Annotated in this window: 19 protein-coding genes and 3 pseudogenes; 11 read left to right on the forward strand and 11 right to left on the reverse strand. The window is 69.0% G+C overall.

Annotation, left to right across the window (positions count from 1 at the left end; genetic code table 11):
• Positions 1–130: 130 nt before the first annotated feature.
• On the forward strand, positions 131–514 hold the full coding sequence (locus ABH928_RS35860) for an SAM-dependent methyltransferase (RefSeq protein ID WP_370072948.1): 384 nt from the start codon (positions 131–133) through the stop codon (positions 512–514).
• 365 nt (positions 515–879) lie between these two features.
• On the opposite strand, the gene ABH928_RS35865 is transcribed toward ABH928_RS35860, so the two are convergent.
• A complete protein-coding gene (locus tag ABH928_RS35865) occupies positions 880–1,287 on the reverse strand; it encodes an NUDIX hydrolase (RefSeq protein ID WP_370072932.1) in 408 nt (135 codons plus the stop codon).
• 319 nt (positions 1,288–1,606) lie between these two features.
• On the opposite strand from ABH928_RS35865, the gene ABH928_RS35870 reads away from it, so the two are divergent.
• Both ABH928_RS35870 and ABH928_RS35875 read left to right on the forward strand, forming a co-directional pair.
• Positions 1,607–2,101 (forward strand): hypothetical protein, encoded by a 495-nt coding sequence (locus tag ABH928_RS35870; RefSeq protein WP_370072933.1) that lies wholly within the window; start codon positions 1,607–1,609, stop codon positions 2,099–2,101.
• A gap of 94 nt (positions 2,102–2,195) precedes the next feature.
• Positions 2,196–2,807, forward strand: coding sequence for a class I SAM-dependent methyltransferase (locus ABH928_RS35875; RefSeq protein ID WP_370072934.1), 612 nt, complete (start codon positions 2,196–2,198; stop codon positions 2,805–2,807).
• Between the two features lie 240 nt (positions 2,808–3,047).
• On the opposite strand, the pseudogene ABH928_RS35880 reads toward ABH928_RS35875, so the two are convergent.
• Together ABH928_RS35880 and ABH928_RS35885 are read right to left on the reverse strand one after the other, a co-directional pair.
• Positions 3,048–4,458, reverse strand: a pseudogene (locus ABH928_RS35880) (IS1380 family transposase).
• 156 nt (positions 4,459–4,614) lie between these two features.
• A complete protein-coding gene (locus ABH928_RS35885; protein ID WP_370072935.1) occupies positions 4,615–4,869 on the reverse strand; it encodes a hypothetical protein in 255 nt (84 codons plus the stop codon).
• Between the two features lie 189 nt (positions 4,870–5,058).
• On the opposite strand from ABH928_RS35885, the gene ABH928_RS35890 reads away from it, so the two are divergent.
• Positions 5,059–5,604 (forward strand): ISAs1 family transposase, encoded by a 546-nt coding sequence (locus tag ABH928_RS35890; RefSeq protein WP_370072936.1) that lies wholly within the window; start codon positions 5,059–5,061, stop codon positions 5,602–5,604.
• A gap of 288 nt (positions 5,605–5,892) precedes the next feature.
• Here the strand turns inward: ABH928_RS35890 and ABH928_RS35895 are convergent, their stop codons facing one another.
• From ABH928_RS35895 to ABH928_RS35905, 3 genes are all read right to left on the reverse strand, one after another.
• Positions 5,893–6,396, reverse strand: a complete 504-nt coding sequence (locus tag ABH928_RS35895) for a cold-shock protein (protein WP_370072949.1) — start codon at positions 6,394–6,396, stop codon at positions 5,893–5,895.
• Positions 6,397–7,137: 741 nt separating this feature from the next.
• On the reverse strand, positions 7,138–7,848 hold the full coding sequence (locus ABH928_RS35900) for a hypothetical protein (protein ID WP_370072951.1): 711 nt from the start codon (positions 7,846–7,848) through the stop codon (positions 7,138–7,140).
• 203 nt (positions 7,849–8,051) lie between these two features.
• Positions 8,052–8,471: a cytochrome P450 gene (locus tag ABH928_RS35905; protein ID WP_370072937.1), complete on the reverse strand. Its 420-nt coding sequence runs from the start codon at positions 8,469–8,471 to the stop codon at positions 8,052–8,054.
• Positions 8,472–9,055: 584 nt separating this feature from the next.
• Between ABH928_RS35905 and ABH928_RS35910 the strand changes: the two are divergent.
• The 3 genes and pseudogenes from ABH928_RS35910 to ABH928_RS35920 all read left to right on the forward strand — a co-directional run.
• Positions 9,056–9,268: pseudogene (locus tag ABH928_RS35910) on the forward strand (helix-turn-helix domain-containing protein); the annotation flags it as partial.
• 93 nt (positions 9,269–9,361) lie between these two features.
• Complete coding sequence (locus tag ABH928_RS35915) at positions 9,362–10,195, forward strand: metallophosphoesterase (protein ID WP_370072950.1); 834 nt, start codon at positions 9,362–9,364, stop codon at positions 10,193–10,195.
• On the forward strand, positions 10,192–10,890 hold the full coding sequence (locus ABH928_RS35920) for a 4'-phosphopantetheinyl transferase (RefSeq protein ID WP_370072938.1): 699 nt from the start codon (positions 10,192–10,194) through the stop codon (positions 10,888–10,890). Before ABH928_RS35915 ends, ABH928_RS35920 begins: the two co-directional genes overlap by 4 nt.
• A gap of 272 nt (positions 10,891–11,162) precedes the next feature.
• Here ABH928_RS35920 and ABH928_RS35925 read toward each other — a convergent pair whose 3' ends face one another.
• Positions 11,163–12,179, reverse strand: a complete 1,017-nt coding sequence (locus ABH928_RS35925) for a TIGR03842 family LLM class F420-dependent oxidoreductase (RefSeq protein WP_370072939.1) — start codon at positions 12,177–12,179, stop codon at positions 11,163–11,165.
• A 235-nt stretch (positions 12,180–12,414) separates the two neighbouring features.
• On the opposite strand from ABH928_RS35925, the gene ABH928_RS35930 reads away from it, so the two are divergent.
• The 3 genes and pseudogenes from ABH928_RS35930 to ABH928_RS35940 all read left to right on the forward strand — a co-directional run bounded on the left by ABH928_RS35930 (position 12,415) and on the right by ABH928_RS35940 (position 13,732).
• Positions 12,415–13,332 carry a transposase gene (locus tag ABH928_RS35930; protein ID WP_370072940.1) on the forward strand — a complete coding sequence of 306 codons (918 nt, stop codon included), beginning with the start codon at positions 12,415–12,417 and terminating at the stop codon, positions 13,330–13,332.
• Positions 13,233–13,451: pseudogene (locus ABH928_RS35935) on the forward strand (transposase); the annotation flags it as partial. The gene ABH928_RS35930 and the pseudogene ABH928_RS35935, both read left to right, overlap by 100 nt.
• A 131-nt stretch (positions 13,452–13,582) precedes the next feature.
• Entirely contained in the window at positions 13,583–13,732 is a 150-nt protein-coding gene (locus tag ABH928_RS35940) for a hypothetical protein (RefSeq protein ID WP_370072941.1), read from the forward strand.
• 199 nt (positions 13,733–13,931) lie between these two features.
• Here ABH928_RS35940 and ABH928_RS35945 read toward each other — a convergent pair whose 3' ends face one another.
• The 3 genes from ABH928_RS35945 to hppD are packed head-to-tail and all read right to left on the reverse strand — an operon-like array spanning position 13,932 to position 17,638.
• Positions 13,932–14,144: an MbtH family protein gene (locus ABH928_RS35945; protein WP_370072942.1), complete on the reverse strand. Its 213-nt coding sequence runs from the start codon at positions 14,142–14,144 to the stop codon at positions 13,932–13,934.
• Between the two features lie 30 nt (positions 14,145–14,174).
• A complete protein-coding gene (locus ABH928_RS35950; RefSeq protein ID WP_370072943.1) occupies positions 14,175–16,622 on the reverse strand; it encodes an aminotransferase class I/II-fold pyridoxal phosphate-dependent enzyme in 2,448 nt (815 codons plus the stop codon).
• A complete protein-coding gene (gene hppD, locus ABH928_RS35955) occupies positions 16,619–17,638 on the reverse strand; it encodes a 4-hydroxyphenylpyruvate dioxygenase (RefSeq protein WP_370072944.1) in 1,020 nt (339 codons plus the stop codon). The genes ABH928_RS35950 and hppD overlap by 4 nt, the downstream gene beginning before the upstream one ends.
• A 225-nt stretch (positions 17,639–17,863) precedes the next feature.
• Between hppD and ABH928_RS35960 the strand changes: the two genes are divergently transcribed.
• Positions 17,864–17,962: a multicopper oxidase domain-containing protein gene (locus tag ABH928_RS35960; protein WP_370072945.1), complete on the forward strand. Its 99-nt coding sequence runs from the start codon at positions 17,864–17,866 to the stop codon at positions 17,960–17,962.
• 233 nt (positions 17,963–18,195) lie between these two features.
• Here ABH928_RS35960 and ABH928_RS35965 read toward each other — a convergent pair.
• Positions 18,196–20,170 (reverse strand): fatty acyl-AMP ligase (locus ABH928_RS35965; protein ID WP_370072947.1); only part of this gene is annotated, 1,975 nt, incomplete at its 5' end.

The raw sequence follows: 20,170 nt of genomic DNA on the forward strand, positions 1-20,170 counted from the left end.
ACGGCGACGCGCTGGACCGGGCGGTGGGCGCCTATCTCGCCGACCGGCACCGCGCCGCCGCCAAAACGACCACCCAGCCGTCCGGTCCGCGGACCTGCGCGCGCCGAAGGCGATCCTGACCCACCCGTGCCTGGCCGGCCCGGACGCCGCGCTGGACCTGGACCGCCCGGTCGCACTGTTCCTGAGCGCCGTGGTGCACTTCCTCGGCGACGAGGACGACCCGTACACGGTCGTGCGCACGCTGGTGGATGCGCTGCCGTCAAGCGGTTGGCTGGTCCTCAGCCACCCCACCGCCGACGCGAGCCCGGACCAGGTCGGCCGCGCGGGCTCAGCGTACCGGGGCGGCGGCGTCGGCATCCGGCCCCGCAGCCGGGCCGAGGTGGCCCGCTTCGCGGAGGGCTTGGAGCTGGTGGAGCCGGGCATCGTGCCGCCGGGAGAATGGCGCCCCGAGCCGGGCGCGCCCGTCAGCGCGCTGACGCAGGACGGGTACGTCCTGGTGGCGCGCAAGCCGTAGGGCCTCTCCAGCCAGGTCAGCCCGGGTGGAGCGCCGCATCGCAGTCGAGGCAGTGGCGGCTGTGGTGCTCCGGCGGGTACCAGGGCGCGTCCGGGCCGGCCGGCGTGTAGGGCGGGCTCGGGTTCCAGGTCGTCGACGCCGAGGCCGCAGAGCGTGCGGGAGGGCGAGCCGCCGGGCGCGCCGGGGTCGGTCCGGGCGGCGTGCACGACGCGCACCCCGGCGCCGACGTCCAGCACCTCCGTCGCCGGCTCCAGCTCGAGCAGGACGATGATCGCGTTCACCCTTCGATCCTGCGCCACCTGGGGGGGGTTTGCCGCATCCGCTGAGGCGGGCCTGGACTCCCACTGCCCACCGAATCCCGATACTCACCGGGCAGCGGAACCCGATTTCAGAAACTCCACGTACTGCCGGATGCGCAGCACGTCGTCGGGGAAGCAACTGTCCCAACCCTGATCCAGCCGCACCCAGACCGCCGGCTGTCCGGCCTCCGCGACGAGCGGCAGTCCCGGGTCGGCGATCGCCGCATAGGACAGCGACAGCGTGACCGGCAGACGCGGAAGGAACGACCGCACGGTCACCGCGGCGGGCCGCTCCATCAACTGCGGCCGCAACCCGGCCTCCTCGGCCAGCTCCCGAGCCGCGCCGTCGCGCGGACACTCTCCCGGCTCGACCTCGCCTCCCGGCGGGACCAGCCCGCGCACCGGATGTTCGACCAGCACGATCTGCTCCAGCGCGGAATCCAGAACCCACACCTCGGCGCCCAACGGCGGCACGACCCCGGCCAGCGCGGCACGCAGCCAGGACCGGGCCCCGTCGAACTCCAGGGTGGCGGCTGCGGCGTCGGCGACGGCGGCGTCGAGCGGGCGCTGCTCGAACGGGTTACGGATTATGGCGGCACGCTACCGGCCACCACTGACACCGCCCGGCCGCCGAACAGCCCCGGCAGTGTCGTCAAAGGGTCAGGCCCTCCGGCTGCGGAAGGTGTACCTAGCACCACCATCGAGTCGGGTAGGAGGGCTACTGCCTCGGGCGTGCGCGAACGACATGCTGATGTTGTGCCCGAGGGGCGGGCACGGGAGGGAGTCAGGTGTCATGGCGAGCACTCAGCTGACCGGCGTTCATTCGCCGCGTCTGGTCCCCGTGGACGCCGGTTCGGGCTCCGGTGTCCCGCGGATCCTTCCGAAGTCCGCGGCCGCTTCGACGTTCCCCCGGCTGCTTCGCCGGGCGGCCACAGTCCTCACCCTGCTCGGACTGGCGATGATTCCCTGGCTGGTCTTCCTGCACGCCGGGCTGCCGGCCACCGCTCAAGCCTCGCACTGGGCCTGGACGTGGACGGGTCTGGACAGCCTTGAAGCGCTCGGCCTGCTCTCCACCGGACTGCTCCTCAGGCGCGGCGACGGCCGAGCCTGCCTGACCTCCGCCGCGACCTCGGCCCTGCTGCTGGTCGACGCCTGGTTCGACACCATGACGGCTGCCCCGGGTTCGGACTTCAAGCTGGCGGTGCTGATGGCGGTCTTCGCCGAGTTGCCGCTGGCGGTGGCCTGCGCGGTTCTCGCGACCCGGGCCTTCCCTCGGCCGGGCCGCTGAGCGGAGAGCTCGGCGCAAGCAGATTGAACACAAACACAACTGATTGACCATCAGAGATCCTTTGATGGCCCAATCCGACATTTGGGGAGGAATTATGAAGCATTCGCGGGCATTGATCGGCGCGGGCGCTGCCGCCGCCGTCGCCACCTGGTGGTTCACCGACTCCGCGCCGTACCCGTACTCTCAGCGCTGGCTGCTCGACCTGCCGCTGCCGTTCCTGACTCTGAAGCGTCTGGACCACGTGCTGCAGGCCCGGGAGGGCGAGAGGATCCTGGAGATCGGCCCCGGAACCGGCCTGCAGTCGCTGCATGTCGCACCACAGCTGGGCCAGAACGGCCAGCTGGACATCGTGGACATCCAGCAGGAGATGCTCGACCACGTGGGCCGCCGGGCCAAGGAGCAGGCCGTCGACAACATCGTGCCGAACTGCACCGACGCACATGAACTTCCTTTTGCGGATGGCTCGTTCGATGCGGCTTACCTGGTGACGGCGCTGGGCGAGATCCCGGATCCGGCGCGTACGCTGGCCGAGCTGCGCCGGGTGCTGAAGCCGTTCGGGCGGCTAGTGGTCGGCGAGTTCTTCGACCGGCATCAGATCCGGCCGTCCTCGCTGATCAGCCTGGCGGAGGGAGCCGGGCTGCGGGTCGCCCGGCTGTACGGTCCGCCGTTCGCGTACTACGCGGTGCTGCGTCCGATCGCCGCCTGACGCGGCTCGGGCAGTCAAAGAGTCAGGCCCACATGAGGAGTGAGGCGAGGGTGGCTGCGGCACGAGCCAGCCGAAACGCTACCTAGCCTCACTGTTTCGGTTCGCCTCGGCTGATCTGGTGTGATCCGCATACTGGAGGTCCTGGGGCTGCGGTCGGGCGTTGGGCATGCCGAGGGCCCGGCGCTGTGGCCGGGTGCTCCTGGGTCCTCGGGTCGTGGGTGGTCGGGGTGGCGTCGTCGGTCACGTGGCCGGTCGGGGCAGCGCGGCAAGACGGTGGAACGCCGTGGTCAGTTCGTGGCGCCAGGGCCAGGTGGCGGCGATCCGCAGGCGGAGGCGGCGGGCTCCTCGGGTGATCCGGGCGGCGGCGTGCAGGAGCCGGTAGCGGAGCCTCTTGGGCTCGGCGGTGGCCAACTCGCCGTCAAGCAGCAGGGCCCTGGTCCAGGCGAGCAGGTCGATCGCGGTCAGCGACAGCTCCAGCCAGGCCTGGTTGATGGCGAAGCGGCGGGAGGGGAAGCGGCCGAAGCCGGAGGTCTTGCCGCAGCGGATGTGGTCCTCGACCCGGGCATGGGCCCGGTGGCGGACCTCCAGGTGCTGGAGCGAGCCGCCGCCGGCGACGGGCGTGTCGGTGAGGAAAGCCTGGTGGCGCATGCCTTCGTCCTGGTCGAACAGGGACAGCTGGGCGCCGGGGTGTGGGCGCTCGCACCGGACGATGATGCGGGTGCCGTCCGGGTATCCGGTGAGGTCGACCAGGCCGGTCAGCTCGGCGACATCGGCCCCGGCGCGAAGGGCCCCGTCCTGTTCCAGCGCGGGGTGCCAGACCCGGTCAGGCAGGACCCGGATGGCCTTGCGGACCGGTTCGGTGACGGCGTGTCCGACGGAGAAGGTGGTGCGGATCCCGTGCTGCCGCAGCCCACGCAGGTGGGCGAGGAAGGCTTTCGCGCTGCCCGCGCTGTCGGCACGGACGAGGATCGTGGTGCCGTGGCGGTGGGCGTCGGGGATCTGCGCGAGGGCCTGGTCGAGGACGGTGATGTGGTCGGCCGCGGTGTTCGCTCCGGCGTTGCCCGGTCGCAGGAGACCGGCGAGGGCTTCGCCGGTGTTGTCGAGGAAGCAGAGCAGCGGGTGGTAGCCGAAGCCGCGTTTGTAGGTGGGTGGGGGCGGCCTGTTCCTTCTCGGAGTGGCAGGTGACCATGGTTGCGTCGATGTCCAGGACAAGGCGCGGGAGTTCACGTCCTCCGACCTGTGAGGCGGGGATGGGGTGTCCGGTCTCGTCGGCTTGCAGCCAGGCGACTTCGCGGGCTTGGGCCCTGGCTGCCCGCAGCGTGTTCAGGGCCGCCTTGTCGATGCCGGCCAGCATGCGCCAGGCGGTCGGGGTGGAGGCGACGGGGCCGAATACGTCGCGCTGGTCGCGGAGCACGGCCAGGTCGGCGATCGCCTGGCCGCCGTCGGCGAGCATCACCGCGAGGTCCACCGCGACGCGGCCGGGGTCGTGCCCGGTGCCGCGGGGTCGCAGCCGGTGCAGGGCGTTGCTGAAGGCACTGGTCAGCGTGGTGGCGTCGGCCAGATCCGCGAGCAGACGCGAGCCGGCGTGGTTGACCACCCCGTTCCCGTCGGCGCTGACGACGAGCTTGGGGCGCGACCGGGTAGTGTGCACGCAGAAAGTGCCTTCCTGCTGGAACGACTGGGACCTTAGACAAGCCTCATCGTTGCAGTTCAGAAGGCACTTTCGCTTTTTCGATCATGATCCGGACGCGACCCCAGATGAAACGCGCAGGCTAGGGGTCCGTGCCTGGGCTCGTTGGGCCGTGCCTCAGTAGGGGCGGCGGATGCCGTGGCTGTCCAGGACATCCTCGTAGTACCCCAGGATCTCGTCCAGCTTGGCCAGGAGGTACTGCGCACTTTCCAGCGCCTCACCCACCTCGCCCTGAGCACAAAGAGTCGTCACTTCTGCTACCTCGCTGCGAATGATCGACAGCGAGTCACCCTGGACCACAACCCCTGGGAAGCGTCGGCCGGGCAAACGAACCACGGTGGGGGCCAGCAGCTCTATCTCGATCCGCTCCATGAAGCCATCCAACCGAAGCTCGCCCGCGACCGACAAGGTCGACCACCCCTACTGCTGCCCTCCGCCTAGGGGCCTTGCCCTGATTTCGTCATCGCAACCGATGGCCAGGGCGGCTGCAGTGGCCACCCGGAGGAAGACGTAACGGCACTCGTCATCGCGGGTGGGGCTACCGCCTCGACAGGGGGCCACGTGATCACAGAACGGGAGCTTCTGGACTACGCCGAAGCCCTGGCCCTGCCCTGGCACGACATCGACGTCCAGCACACCGCCTCCGAGACCGGGCACGGCCGACGCGAATCCCGCTCGATCAAGACCTGCGCCATCGCCGACGGACTCGGCGGCATCGCCTTCCCCCACGCCAAGCTCGCCCTGCGCCTCCACCGCCGTCGCCAGGAGAGCGGAAAGCGGCAGAGCCGCGAGACCGTCTACGCCGTCACCAGCCTCGACGCCCACCAGGCCACCCCGGCGGACCTCGCCTTCGCGATCCGCGGGCACTGGGGAGTGGAGAACTCCTCCCACCACATCCGGGACGTCACCTTTGCCGAGGACGCCTCCACCGTCCACACCGGCACCGCACCCCGCGCGATGGCCACCCGCCGCAACCTCGCCATCGGCGCACTGAAGACCCTCGGAGCCGACAACATCGCCAAGACCACCCGAGCCATCAGCCGCGAACCCCAACGATCACTCTCGATCCTGGGCATCACCAACAACCCGGACGAACACGGAACTTGATCAAGCCCTGCAGGTGGAGTGTGCATGGAGGGTCAATCACGATTCGGGCATCGCTATGCGCCATCAAGATCAACTTCTTCTGACCCTGGGTTAGCCCGATTGCCCGACCGCACGAGCAAGCTATCCGGGCGATCGACGGACGCCCTGCCCTGGACTTACGGCAGGTTGCGCGCCATGACGATGCGCGGGACCTGGTGGGTGCCCCTCATAGATCCGGGCGGCGTTGGAGGTGCAGCCGGGCCGCTCGCGGCTTTGCGAAGGCAGCCGATTGACCCGCAGATATTCCCATTAACCCTTCTCAGGGCCTGCCACCATATTCTCAGGAGCCCACTCCTCGGCCCAGCCGTGGTTCTCCCCGAACTTCACCAGTTCCTTCCGAATCAGTAGGATCTGCTTTCCTGTCAGTTCCGGAGCCGCCTGCAGAAGGAGCTCGGTCACCTCCTTGGCGAAATCCTGCACGCTCAGCACATCGCACATCGACTCCTCGCCGTCCGCTCCCCTCGGCTCCGACGAACGCGTTGCCGACACAGCTCCCGCGAATGAGGCAGACGATGCAGCCGCGAACGGCGTTGCCGCCATGGCGTCGGCTCCTGGGGCAAGTCGCACCGAAGATGCCTTTAGCCCGCGATCGCCGTTCCCAACCTCAAATTCGACCGCTGTCCCTGAGCGCACAGAGGACTCAGGGATCAGTAGATCATTCGCATGGAGGAAGACATCTTCCCCGCCCAATTCCGGAGCAATGAACCCATAACCTCGCGTGGCATCAAATCGAACAACACGACCCATTACCATGCCAACCCCCAACAGAACCAAGCCCATTGCCCAAACAACCCTATGACAGACAGAAACCACCTTGCCAGAGAAGTGCAGGGACCATCAAGATCCCCTGAACAGTCACCCGCCGTAGAGTCCCAGGGCCCGTCAAGTCGAGGGCGGGGCGGCACACGAGTAGTCGTCAAGCCGTCCGGTTGCACGGTAGTCACCGCGCCAGGAAAACAGGGCAACCCCCCGTTGTCCGGCCCCGAGCCCCCCGGCGGAGTTCTCGAGATGGTCGCGGAGTTCCTCCGCCGGCCTGCTGCCCTCCGCTCGGTAGGTGTCGCCGCTCCACGTCGACAGGACCCGTGATCTGGAGCCGCCGACCGCGATCCCCCCGGCGTTGTTCGTCAACTCATCGCGGGCCACACGCTCGCGCAGCAGTCGGGCATAGGAGAGGTGGTCGAGCTGACAGCCGCGAGGCGGAGTCCTGCTGAGCCAGTCGGGGCTTGACAGATTGCGCTTCCGGGCGGCCACCCACATGGCCGGGACCCGCTCCTCTGCGTACACTGAAGTCGCCATCTGCTCACACATCCACAGCAGCCGCCCGCTGCCGCGCGTCGGCGCACATCGACGCCAGCGAACCCGTCGGCACAGGTCCGCGGCCACGATGGCACACCAGGGGGAACCGTCCGCAGGAACCTTGAGCACCTAGCCAATGAAGGTGGCGAGGAGCACTCTCAAGGACGGGAAGGAGGGTGGCGTAGGGGATTCCCTTGATCACGCGATGGGGCCGCGCGAAGACATCCGGGCTCCTCGCCACGATGAGCAAGCGCGCACGTGCAAGGTCGCCGTCTTCGTACGGCACATGCCCGTACGGTTCCGCCGTGCAGGGACCACTGCTATCGAGCCGTGACAAAGTCCCTCGCACCTGCAAGATGCCAGTTTGGGGACAACGGTGGACAGCAGCTCAATGAGTGTCTCCTCGGCCTCGTCCGCATCGGTGGGCACTGGGCGGTCAGCCAGTGCCGAGCGCAATTGATAACCGATGTGCGCAGACACCATGACACGAGCGGTCAGCAGTCCCAGTTCCGCCGCCTTGAGGGTGGCCAGGCCGCTGTCGACCTCCTCGGACCTGGCAAGATACCCCGCGCCTACGAGGAAGCTGACCGCCTGCCGCAACTGCCCAGCGCTGATATTGCCCTGATGATGCGCAAGGGTGCTCCTCCACCAGCGCTCGGCTTCTGCGAGCGAACCGACACGCCCTTGGACGACCTCAGCCAGCACCTGGTCGGGAAGGCTGGAACTGATCTGTGAGGCAACCGTATAGCCGCCGACCAGTTTGCGTTGCCAGTGCGACCGCTCGCTCTCATCGACGATCATGAATGCCCAGCCGACGCTCTCCCCTGCTCCCAGCCGTCCGGCCCGACCGAACATCTGCTGGACAGTGGCAACATCGATATCGCGCATGCCGATCTGGGTGTCGCGCACTACCACGCCGGATCCCAGAGGGCCTGTTGAAGCCGTCCCCGCGACGGAACTCTGCCAGGGCCTTCAGTGGAACGCCTAGGACAGGCGGCTGGCATGAAGTGTCCTGAGATCAAGTGTCATATTCGGAGCGCACTCATCTGACCACCTGCAGTGACGGCAGATTCGGCAATGTGTGCAACCACTGGATGCCGCTCGTGGGCCGGTCACCGCTGAAGCGAGACGGGCAATGTCTCCCAGCGGCGCAGAGTCAATCGGTCTCGGCGGACGGGTTCTCCGGCCCTGGTGATGACAGAGAATTTCTCCAGCAGGCGGGAGAAGGCTATCCGACCCTCCAAGCGAGCCAAGGCGGCGCCGAGGCAGTAGTGTGCGCCCCCGCCGAAACTGACCGGCTGGTTGGACGGGCGGTGCGGATCGAAGACATCCGGGTTGTCGAACCGTCGCGGGTCTCGGTTTGCCGCGCCGGCGAGAATGAGAACCTGAGCGCCCGGCGGTAGCGTTACGCCCTCCACTTCGGCGCCGGCTGGGGCCCAACGGCTGGCGAGTTGGACCGGGGAGTCATATCGCAGGATCTCCTCGACGAAGGCGGGCGTGAGGGCAGGGTCCGTGCGCAGCTCGGTCAGCACGTCCGGCCGGTCCAGAAGGAGTGAGGCCGTTCCCGAGGAGGTTGGTGGTGGTTTCGAAGCCGGCCACGAGCAGGTAGGCGAGGTTGACGAGGAGTTCGCGGTCGCTGAGCCGCTCCTCGTCGGAGTCGCGGGCCTGGACCAGAGCACTGACCAGGTCTTCCCGCGGTTCGGCTCCAGCGCGGGATCGTGCAGAGTGCGGCTGGTCCTGGTCCAGGAGCCAGGAGTAGTAAGGGTAGGGCGCGAAGCGACCTTCAGCGGTCATGAGAGCTGTGACGGCAGTGGCGGTGTCCATGGGCACAGCTTGTCGTCCCGCGACCGCATTGTCAGCGCCACCTCTGTGAGAGCCGCGCCCCCAAGCCGTCCGCGGATCGTCTCGGTGAGATCGGGGCCAGATGTCCGAAACGCACACCGGCACAGGCCACGGGCACCAGCGGATCGAGTGCTCGGCCAGGTAGGCCAGGGCAGGGCGTTGACTGTCAGTCACATGAAGCACTTTCAGTCAACCTCACACGCAATGTGTGAAGATATGTCCAAGACCATTTGCGGCTGAGGCGGGCCCGCGTGAGACTCGTGATCAAAGCTCGATGGTGCCGGGGGGTGCAGTGATAGAAGTCCTTGGGCTGGATGCCGTGTCCGAGTCTGTGTACTGGACGATGCTGGAGCTTCCCGTCTCGGGAGCGGCGCAACTGGCGGCGCATCTCCGGCAGCCAGAAGAAACGATTCTCCAGGCGCTGGAACGTCTCGCTTCGATGTCGCTGGTTCGGCGACAGGAGGACGCCCCCTCCGTGTGGCACCCGGTGAGCCCGGAGCTGGGCCTGGAGGCACTGATTGCTCGTCAAGAGGCAAGCCTCGCCCGCCAACAGGAGCAGGTCTCCGAGAGCCGAAATGCCATGGCGGCCTTCCTCGCACAGTGCACACCCCTCACCGCTGGCACGCCCAACGGTCAACTGGAGCGGTTGCAGGGGGAAGTGGAGGTGCGACTGCGGTTCGAACTGGCCGGGGATGTCGCAGAGCTAAGTACCGACTTCGAGCGGACGCTGACGCTGCTGAGCAAGCGGTTCTCCACCGTCTTGTCGGCTCCCGGGAACCACGAATTGTGGACGCATCCAGAGGATCCACTGACACTGCGGGGCGAACACCGGTGCCGGCACCTTGTGGACTTCTGCAGGAGTGTCGGGGATGTGACCCCGGAAGACCCCTACCCAACCGGGAGGGGCGCAGGCGGCCCCGTCACCGTGGCCCCCTTGTTCCTGCTGTACGACTACTCCTTCCGCCCGGCCGCAGCGACCACCAAGGAGGAGTCGCTCCGCCTGGCCTACGAGGCCGGAGTGGTTTGCAGCGATGAGTACTTCTTGCATCCTGACCCCCATCCCAGCCGCGAGGCATGGTGTTACGCCCGGGTTCGGGAGACCGAAGGGCGATTGGCGGCCTGCGACTCTGCCTATCCCGTGATCCTCGTCAACCACTTCCCCCTGCTGAGGCATCCGACGCGAGTCCTTCGTTACCCCGAGTTCGCGCAGAGGTGCGGCACCGAACTGACCGCGGACTGGCACCGCCGCTTCCGAGTTTCAGCGGTGGTGTATGGGCACTTGCACATTCCTCGGCTCACCTGGCACGACGGAGTCCGGTTCGTGGAAGTGTCGGTCGGATACCCCCGCGAGTGGCGCCAGCGCCCGCAGCCTCCCGTGCCGTTGCGCCAGATCCTTCCGGCGGTGCATCCGTGATCGAGGAAATCGTTCCTGTAGCGGTTGCGACAGCCGAGGCGTTCACCGATCCGCCTGACGCCTTCCTCTACCCGCAGGAACGGGCAGCCGTGGCAAGGGCCGTAGACAGGCGCCGACGCGAGTTCGCCACCGCGAGGCTCTGCGCTCGCCAAGCGCTGGAGACCCTCGGGCTCCCTCCGGTCCCGATCGTCCCGGACAGCTCGGGCGCTCCACAGTGGCCGACCGGAGTCGTCGGCAGCATGACCCACTGCGAGGGCTACCGCGCCGCAGCCCTCGCGCGGTCCACCGACATCAGCACCATCGGCATCGACGCCGAACCGGACAGGCCCCTGCCGGACGGTGTACTGGAAGCCATCGCATTGGCGCAGGAGCGCGACCGGATCTATGAGCTCGAGCTCAGTTCCAAAGAGCTCTGCTGGGACCGGCTGCTCTTCTGCGCCAAGGAGGCCGTGTTCAAAGCCTGGTACCCGCTGACGAGACGCCCATTGAAGTTCGAGGACGCGGTTGTCGAGATTGATCCAACTGCCAACACATTCCGCGCACGGCTAGTCGTTCCGGGACCCGTGGTGGCCGGGCGGCAGGTGAACAGCCTTCTCGGGCGCTGGTTGGCGGCCCACGGACGGATCGTGACGAGCATCATTCTTTTGCCGAACAGCGGGCAACTGCGGGACCGAGGAGCGGGCGAGCGGTCCTAGCGATCGGATTCGGCAAGGTACCAGGCGACGTCGGACAGGTCACGGCCTGTGGTCACGGGGAACCGCGCATTGGCCCATCCCCGCGTCGCCGAGGCATACGCGGGGGTACACCGAAGACGACCGGTGAGAACGTCACGCTGAGCGAGTCCGTCCCGTCGATGCGGGGGTGATCCGTCGTCCGGCCGCGTCCCGAGGTGGTGGACGACGTATGTGCAGGGTGCGGGAGTTGCTGAAGACGGGGGCACTGGGCACGACCCCTGCTCTGTCAGGGATCAGCCTTTCAGGGTGGGGACGATGTGTTCGCCGTAGGCGTCGATGGTCGGTTCGACGGCGTCGTGCATGGCGTAGATTGCGAACTGGTCGACGCCGAGGGATCGCAGGTGCTCCAGCTTCTCCAGGTGCTGCTGCGGCGTGCCGATGAGGCAGAAGCGGTCCACGATCTCGTCCGGCACGAAGGCGGTGTCCGGGTTGCCCGCGCGGCCGTGGTGGGAGTAGTCGTAGCCTTGGCGCTCCTTGATGTAGTCGGTGAGCGCGTCGGGCACCAGTCCGCTGTGCTCGCCGTAGCGGGAGACCAGGTCGGCGACGTGGTTGCCGACCATGCCGCCGAACCAGCGGCACTGTTCGCGGGCGTGGGCGAGCTGCTCCGCCGAGCCGTCCGTCACGTAGGCCGGGGCGGCTACGCAGATGGTGACCGAGTCGGGGTCGCGACCTGCGTCGGTCGCGGACTGGCGGACGTGCTTGATCATCCACTCCGTCAGGAACGGGTCGGCCAGCTGGAGGATGAAGCCGCCGGCCTGGCGGCCGGTCAGCTCCAACGCCTTGGGGCCGTACGCGCCCATCCAGATCGGCAGCTTCGGGTCGCCGCTGATGCACGGGATGTGCATGACCGTGCCGTCGACCTCAGCCTCGCGGCCCTCCGCCAGTTCCTTGATGACGTGCATGGCGTGCGAGAGCCGCTCCAGCGTCGCCGGCTTGCGCCCGGCGACCCGCTGGGCGGAGTCGCCGCGGCCGATGCCGCAGACGGTGCGGTTGCCGAACATGTCGTTCAGCGTGGCGAACAGGGAGGCGGTGACCTCCCAGGTGCGGGTGACGGGGTTGGTGACCATCGGGCCGAGCGTCAACCGCTCGGTGTTCGCGAGGATCTGGCTGTAGATCACGAACGGCTCCTGCCACAGCACGCAGGAGTCGAACGTCCAGCCGTGCGTGAACCCGGCTCGTTCGGCGCGGATCATCCGCTCCACCAGCAACTTCGCAGGCGGGTCGGTCTGGAGCACGAGGCCGATATCCATCACAGTCCTCCTTACACCTTTTGTTGACGTCTCGCAGACGTGAAAATCGGTGGTGGGTCGCCCGTCAACGCCGTCGGCGCTTGGCCTGTCGAGCTCGCATCACAGTCTGGTGAGGGAGTGGCCCGAGGGGGTCGCACACTGTTGCCTCGCGCACGCTGTCCAGCTTCTCCGTTCCCCTCTCGCTCCCCGGGTGGCCCGTCCGCGCGCGAATGCTGGGTGGAGGGGAGGGTTGGCGGTGGAGGAACAGACGGAGGAGCCCGAGGGTGGGACGGTGGACCGGGTCGCGGCCATCGACATCGCGAAGGCGTCGGGGATGGTCTGCGTGCGGGTGCCGCACGAGACGGTCGAGGGGCGTCGGGTGCAGCAGGTGTGGACGGCAGCCGCGACCACGAATGCGATCTGGGAACTGGGCGACCAGCTGGTCTGCCACGGCGTCCAGCGCGTGGTCATGGAGGCGACCGGCACGTACTGGCGGCCCTTCTTCTACCTGCTGGAGGCCCGCGGGCTGCAGTGCTGGCTGGTCAACGCCCGCGACGTGAAGAACGTCCCGGGCCGACCGAAGACCGACAAGCTCGACGCGGTCTGGCTGGCCAAGCTCGCCGAACGCGGCATGCTCCGGCCCTCGTTCGTGCCACCGCAGCCGGTGCGGCAACTGCGCGACCTCACCCGGACCCGGACCGTCTTCACCCAGGAACGCACCCGGCACAAGCACCGGGTCGACAAGGTGCTGCAGGACGCGCAGATCAAGCTCTCCGGCGCCGTCTCCGACCTGTTCGGGGTTACCGGGCGGGCGATACTGGACGCCCTCGCGGCCGGCGAGCGCAGCCCCGGGGCCTGGCCGACCTGGCCCAGGGGCGCCTGGTCCCGAAGAAGCCGCTCCTTGTCGAGGCCCTCACCGGACAGTTCGAAGACCACCACGGCCGGCTGCTCCAGATCCTGCTGGACAGCATCGACCACCTCACGGCCCAGATCGCCCGGCTCGACCAGCTCATCGCCCAAGCTCTGGAGCAGCTGCCCGAACCGCGGCAGGACGAGGGCCCGGGCAGCCCGCCCTTGTCCAGCGGGACGACCCTGGCAGAGCGCCTGGACGCCATCCCCGGCGTCGGACCGGCGACCGCCCAGATCATCCTGGCCGAGATCGGCACCGACATGAGCCGCTTCCCGACCGCAGACCACCTGGTGTCCTGGGCCAAACTCTGCCCCAGAACCATCCAGTCCGGACCCAAGAACCGCGGCGGACCGGCAGGGAAGGGCAACCCCCGGCTCAAGGGCGCACTCGGTGAGGCCGCCACCGCCGCGTCGCGCACCGACACCTTCCTGGGAGCCCGCTACCGACGCATCGTCAAACGCCGGGGGCATGCGAAGGCCGTCGTCGCGGTCGCGCGCTCGATCCTCGTCATCGCGTGGCACCTGATCGACGACCCTGCCACGCCTACCAGGACCTCGGTCCCGAGTGGCACCGCCGCCACCTCGACAAAGCCCGCAAGACCCGCGACCTCGTCCGCCAACTCCAGGCCCTCGGCCACGACGTCACCCTCGCCCCCACCACCTGAGAGAGCAACCGTTTCCGTCCGTTCCGCTCCGCGCAACGGACGCTGCCGCCGGCCCTCCCGAACCCCGATTTTCAGTCCAGCACAGATTAGATCGGCGGTAACAGTCGTTCTTCACGCTGTCGGCCCCCAAGGGTGGAGCCCCCTTCCAGATGGCTGTGGAAGGGGCCACCGCAGTTTCGCTCGCTGGTGCCGCAGGGGTTCAGCTGTTCGCCATCGCCTCGATCAGGCTATTCGGGCGCATGTCGGTCCAGTTCTGCTCGATGTAGTCCAGGCAGTCCTGCCGGAGTGCCTCGCCGAACACCGAGGTCCAGCCGGCGGGCACTTCGACGAAGACCGGCCAGAGGGAGTGCTGGCCCTCGTCGTTGACGAGCACCCGGTAGTTGGCGTCCGGGTCGTCGAACGGGTTCGTCACTGCATTGTCCTTTCGGAAGATGTGGGCTGGTCAGGCGTCTGCCTGGGCCCTGATGAAGCGCGCCAGTCGGCCGATGCCGTCGGCGATCTGGGCGTGGGTCAGGTAGCTGACGGACAGGCGCAGGCTGCGCTCGCCGCCGCCCTGGGGATTGAAATAGGACATCGGCGTCCAGATGACGCCGAACTCCTCGGCCGAGCGTTCCAGCGCGGCGTTGTCCGCCCGGAACGGCACGTTGACGGCCAGGAAGAAGCCGCCGCTGGGCTCATTCCAGCGCACGCCGAGCGCCGCCCGCTCCACCTCGGGAAAGTGCGTCGCCAGTTGCTCGAGGGTGACCCGCATCGCGTCGCCATAGTAGGCGGCGGTGCGCGTGTTGAGCACCGAGGCCCGTCCGTCGGCGGCCAGCAGCATGCCGGCCACCACAGCCTGGCTCACCGGGGAGGTGTTCACCGTGACCATGCTCTTGATCTTGGTGAGCTCGTCCGCCAGCAGCCCGGTGGCGCCGGAGCCGTCCAGCACCGGCTGGTCCGCAATCGCGAAGCCCACCCGGGCGCCGGGGAAGAGTGTCTTGGAGAGAGAGCCCAGGTGGACGACCCGTCGGTCGCAGTCGAGCGCCTTCAGGGTCCGCAGCTGGGTGCCCGGGCTGACCAGTCGGTACGGACTGTCCTCCAGGATCAGGATGTCCTGCCGGGCCGCCACGTCGAGCAGCTCCCGGCGGGTCGGCTCGGACATGGTGGTGCCCGACGGGTTGGAGTGGTCCGGGATCACGTACACCGCGCGGGGGCGGCGGCCGCGGGCCCGCTCGGCCAGGATCGCCGTCTCCAGGTCGGCGCAGCTGAAGCCGTCCGGCCGCTCCTCGACCGCGGTCAGCGCGACGTCCAGCAGGCTGGCCACGCCGGTGATTCCGACGTAGCAGGGGCTGGAGACCAGCAGCACGTCCTCGGGGCCGGAGATCAGCGCGCGCACCGCGAGGAGCATCGCCTCCTGGGCGCCGACGGTGACCACGATGGCCTCCGGGGAGACCTCGATGCCCTCGTCCTGGCGCAGCCAGTCGGCGATCAGCTCGCGGATCTGGCCGCTGGTCGGTCCGTACTGGAAGAGCGCGGCGCGGACCTGCTCCGGCGTCGCCCCGCCCTGCTTCAGGTGGTCGAGGTACCGGCGCAGGCATTCGAAGATCTGCTCGGTCTCGAAGAAGCCGTCGTAGGGCCGTCCCGGTGCGAAGGAGACCGCCTCGGGATAGCGGTAGGTGACTTCGTTGAGGAAGTTCATGGTGTCGAGCACCGGGTCGGACAGACTAGCGTGCAGGTCGTCCTTCCACAGGCCCGGGCCGCTCGGCCCGGGCCGCTCAGCGGCAGCCTGAACGGGAGGCCGGGCCACGCTGGGAGCCTCGGTCGGCCGCTCGGCAGCGGTGCCACCCCGTAGCAGCTCCGGTCCGGCGACGGCGACCGAGCGGGTGCCGGTGAGGGCCATCGCCTCGGTCAGCTCCTCGGTGACGATGCCCAGCACCCTGGCCGCGCCCGTCTCACCGTCGACCGCGAGGCCGTGCAGCACCGGGCGGCCCAGCAGGACCGCGTCGGCCCCCGAAGCGAGCGAGGCCAGCACGTCCCTTCCGCACCGGACCCCACCGTCCACCAGCACCGGGCAGGCCCCGGCGACCGCCATGGCGATCTCGGGCAGCACCTCGAGGGTGGCCGGGGCACCGTCCAGCTGCCGGCCGCCGTGGTTGGAGACCACGATGCCGTCCACCCCGGCCACCAGCGCCCGCCGCGCATCGGCGGCCGTGAGCACGCCCTTGACCAGCACTGGCAGGGAGCTGATCGAGCGCAGCCAGTCGATCACGGACCAGTCGAGGGTCGCATCGAACTCGGTGGCCGCATGGCCGCTCGGCGACGAGAAGCCGTCTCCATCCAGATTGGCCGGGGTGATCCCGGTCGGCAGTCGGAAGTCGTTGCGCAGGTCGCGCAGCCGGCGGCCCAGGTGCGGGGCATCTACGGTGAGGACCAAGGCTTCGAAGCCAGCCCCCTCGGCGCGTTCGATCAGCCGCCGCGTAACCGAGCGGTCCTGGAAGCAGTAGACCTGTAGCCACAGCGGGGCCGACGCGGCCGCGGCGATCTCCTCGAAGGCGCGCCCTGCGAAGGTGCTCACCACCAGCGGGAGGCCCGCGCGGCCGGCGGCTAGCGCCGTGCTCACCTCGCCCGCCGGGGCGAGCATCGTGTGGTAGGCCATCGGCGCGATCCCGACCGGGGCCGCCCAGGTGCGCCCGAGGATCTTGGTCTCAAGGTCCGGGCGGCCAGCGCCTGCCAGCACCCGCGGGGCCAGCCTGACGCGGTCAAAGGCGTCCAGGTTGGCGGCAAGGGTGCGCTCCTGGCCCGCGCCGCCCTCGATGAAGTCCCAGACGGCGCGGTCGAGTCGTGCCTCGGCCGCGGCGGCGTAGTCGGCCAGGGTGAGCAGGCCCGCCGGGTCGACGTCCGGGCCCGTCACTGGGAAGCCAGCCGGTCGCGCTCGACCGCCTCGTACAGCGCCCGGATGTTGGCGCTGCCGAAGCCGCGCGAACCCTCGCGCTGGATGAGCTCGGAGAAGAGCGTGTTGCGCTCGTAGGGCGAGCGGCTGAACAGCTGCAGCAGGTGGCCCCACTCGTCTCGGTCGGCCAGCACCTGGGTCTGCCGTAGCTGCGCGATCCGCTCTGTCATCTCGGGGATGCGCTCGGCGAGGGCGTCGTAGTAACTACCGAGCGTGGTCAGGAACTCTACGCCGCGGTCGCCGATCTCCCGGACCGCCGCGGTGATGTTCGCGACCAGGAACGCCAAGTGCTGCACCCCGGCGCCGCAGTTGCGCTCCAGGTAGGCGCCGAGTTGCCCGGCATCCTTGGCCGCCGGGTCCGGCGCGACCAAGGTGAAGATCACGCGATCCGAGGCGCTGCGGACCACGATCGAGTCCATCGCCTGGGCGCCGACCGCCACGTACTCGGAGGAGTAGCGGGAGAACCCGAAGGCGTCCCGGTAGAAGTCGGCGAATTCCTGCAGGCTGCCGCCCTCCAGGCAGACAGCGACATGGTCCAGCGAGGAGATCCGGCCAGTTGCCGGGGACGCCGGCGTCGCGGTCCACCGGCGCCCAGCGGGAGCAGTTGTCACCGGACTAGCCGTCAGCGGCAGCAGGGTGTACGTAACGTCCCCGAAGGCCGACACCACCGGATGCTCGCGTACCGGGCCGACCAACTTGGCGCCAGCCGCCACAGCCGCGTCGGCGGTGGCGGCCGGGTCGTCGCAGGTCAGGGCGATGTCGGCAACACCATCCCCGTGCTCGTCCAGGAACTTCCAGACCCCGCGGCCCGAGGTGACGACCAGTTGCACCCCGCCCTGCCGGAGCAGCACTGAACTGCGGTCACTCTCAACGGCATCCGCGACGCGGGTGAACCCCATGGCCGAAACGAAGTAGTCGACGGTAGATAAGTTGTCCCGCGTGTAGATCTCGGCGAATGCCATGTCCTGCACAGCCACGGGATACCTCCTGAAAGGCTGTTGGCCAAGAGACGGTCGGTTCGTGTCAGGTATCCACCGGCGCACCTCGCCGGGACCGACGGCCGAGGTCGTGTCGCCGGTCCTAGGCGACCATCAGCGCCACTCCTGCCGCTCCTCCGCCGCTCGGCGGATTCGACAGCCTCGACGGTGTGGTCGACGATGTAGCGGCTGAAGATGTCGATGATGACGTAGGCGTGATACCAGATGCCCTTCACGGGGCCGGCCGCCTTGGTGATGTCCCACTGCCACATCGCCGCTCACGAGGACAACGGCATGATGAGCTTCGTCAACGTGGTCCAGTAGACGCTGCCTTAGGGTGTCCCACCTGCGGAAACGCGGGTGGGACATACCACAGGAGCAGCGGTTCCACCCAGGCCGTGGGCCTGGCCGACCATCCGGGGTCAGCAAAAGGTCAGCATCAGTCCCCGGGAGTCGGTCAGCCATAGCCACCCGATCCGCGCCCGTGAGCCCGTACTCGGCCTGCATCCACGCCAACCGGTTCACGATCCCGCGTGCGGTGCCGGTGCGGGTGGGCGTCACAGGGTTTCGGGTTCTGCGGTCAACCGCCGTACCGCAGGATCGAGTTCGGTGTGCAGGGCAGTGATCTCGCCGGCCAGGAAGCGGTCGCGCATCGCGGCGCGCTGGATCTTGCCGCTGGTGGTGCGGTGCACGCTGCCGCGCCGCACCAGCAGGACGTTGCGGACCGGCGCACCGGTAGCGGCGGTGAGGCGGCGGATGATGGCCGCCGCCACGGTGCGCAGTTCCTCGGCCGGCAGGGTCGGGCTGACCTCGTGCACCAGCACGATCCGCTCGTCGGGGGCCTGGACACCGAAGGCGGCGCCGAGGAACCCCTCCAGCGCGGGGTGGGCGGCCCGCGCCTCGTGTTCGATGTCGTGCGGGTAGAGGTTGCGCCCGTGGACGATCATCACCTCCTTGAGCCGGCCGGTGATGAACAGTTCGCCGTCCGCCAGGGCGCCCAGGTCGCCGGTGCGCAGCCAGCCGGGTCCGGTGTCGTCGGCGCCGGCGGGACGGGCGTGGAAGATGCGGGCGGTGAGGTCGGGCTTGTCCCAGTAGCCCCGGCCGACACTGTCACCGCGCAGCCAGACCTCGCCGACCTCGCCGGCGGGCAGGGGGCGCAGGGTGGCGGGGTCGACGATGAGGGCGTCGAAGGCCTTGGGGCGTCCGACGCCGGTGATCTCCTTGCCGCGGCCGTCATGGGCGGGAACCAGCGCGGGGTGGTCGGCGTCGGCGAGGCGCTGGGGGTCGACGACCAGGACGGTCGGCTGGCGCGGGATGGGGGTGGTGCAGGTGTAGACGGTGACCTCGGCCATGCCGTAGCCGGCGGCGATGGCTTCGGGGCGCAGCCCGATGTGTGCGAACCGCTTGGTGAACGCGGCGATGGTCGGGGCGTGGATCGGCTCGGAGCCGTTGCACAGCCAGCGCAGCGGTGACACGTCGAGCCCGTCGAGTTGTTCGTCCGTGATGAGGCGCTGCGCGATGCCGTACGCGAAGTTGGGAGCGGAGCTGGCGGTGGTCCGGAATTCGTTCATCATCCGAAACCATTCGACGGGCTTGCGGGCGAACGTCACCGGCGGCATCAGGACCGTTGTCGCGCCGTGGAAGAGTGCGCAGCTGAGCTGAACGAAGAGACCGAAGTCGTGGTGCAGCGGCATCCAGCTGCCGAACGAGTCGTCCCCGCCCAGGCCGATGACGGAGTGCAGGGCCTCGAGGTTCGCCTGGACGTTCCGGTGGGCGAGCATCACGCCCTTCGGGGTGCCGGTGGAGCCGGAGCTGTACTGGAGGACGGCGAGGGCGTCCTGGTCGATGTGGCGACCGCGGAGCGCCGCGGGGAGTGCCTCACCGGCCGGCACGGGGGCGGCGGCCCGGACGGGGACGTGGCCCAGGCCCTGCGCTTGGAAGCGCTCGGTGAGGGTGCCGAGGTCCCCGGCGGTGACGAAGACCAGTCCGGGCGTGCAGTCCACGGCGATCGCGGCGACGCGCTGGGCGGCGGCGGTGGAGCCGGTCGCCGGCGGGGCGGGCACGGCGATGACACCGGCCAGCAAGCAGGCGAGGTAGAGCTCGACGAACTCGGTGCCGGTGGGCAGCGCGATGAGAACGCGCTCACCGGGGGCCAGGTGCTGCGCCAGGTCGGCGGCGCGCAGGCCGGCCCGGCGGGCGAGTTCGGCGTAGCTGAGGCTATCGTGCGCGGCCTCGGCGGAGTTGCGGTAGATGGTGAGCGCGGTCTTGTCGGGATGTTGGGCGACACGCGCGGCGAACGCGTCGCCGAGGTTCCGGTAGCTGGTCAGCTCGAAGGCCATTGCTTCCCCCTGGGCTTGGCGCTGCGTCGGTCCGGGCGGCGCGCGGACATGCGCGGCGGCGCGCGCCGCGCGGTTGGGCGGTTGGGCGGTGCCGTTCTCGACTGTCGCGATCAGGCTGTCCGGCCGCAGCTCCACCACCCACGGTTCCTCGGTCCGGTCCAGGCTTCCTGACGTCCGGCCTCGCCGAACTCCG

The sequence above is a fragment of the Streptacidiphilus sp. MAP5-3 genome (assembly GCF_041262505.1).
Taxonomy (GTDB): Bacteria; Actinomycetota; Actinomycetes; order Streptomycetales; family Streptomycetaceae; genus Streptacidiphilus.

Coding starts and splice junctions, on each gene's coding strand:
- ABH928_RS35895 (WP_370072949.1), bottom strand. CDS start 6,396: ATGGTAATGGGTCGTGTTGTTCGATTTGATGCCACGCGAGGTTATGGG.
- ABH928_RS35885 (WP_370072935.1), bottom strand. CDS start 4,869: ATGGAGCGGATCGAGATAGAGCTGCTGGCCCCCACCGTGGTTCGTTTG.
- ABH928_RS35870 (WP_370072933.1), top strand. CDS start 1,607: ATGGCGAGCACTCAGCTGACCGGCGTTCATTCGCCGCGTCTGGTCCCC.
- ABH928_RS35960 (WP_370072945.1), top strand. CDS start 17,864: ATGCCCTTCACGGGGCCGGCCGCCTTGGTGATGTCCCACTGCCACATC.
- ABH928_RS35915 (WP_370072950.1), top strand. CDS start 9,362: ATGGCGGCCTTCCTCGCACAGTGCACACCCCTCACCGCTGGCACGCCC.
- ABH928_RS35875 (WP_370072934.1), top strand. CDS start 2,196: ATGAAGCATTCGCGGGCATTGATCGGCGCGGGCGCTGCCGCCGCCGTC.
- ABH928_RS35925 (WP_370072939.1), bottom strand. CDS start 12,179: ATGGATATCGGCCTCGTGCTCCAGACCGACCCGCCTGCGAAGTTGCTG.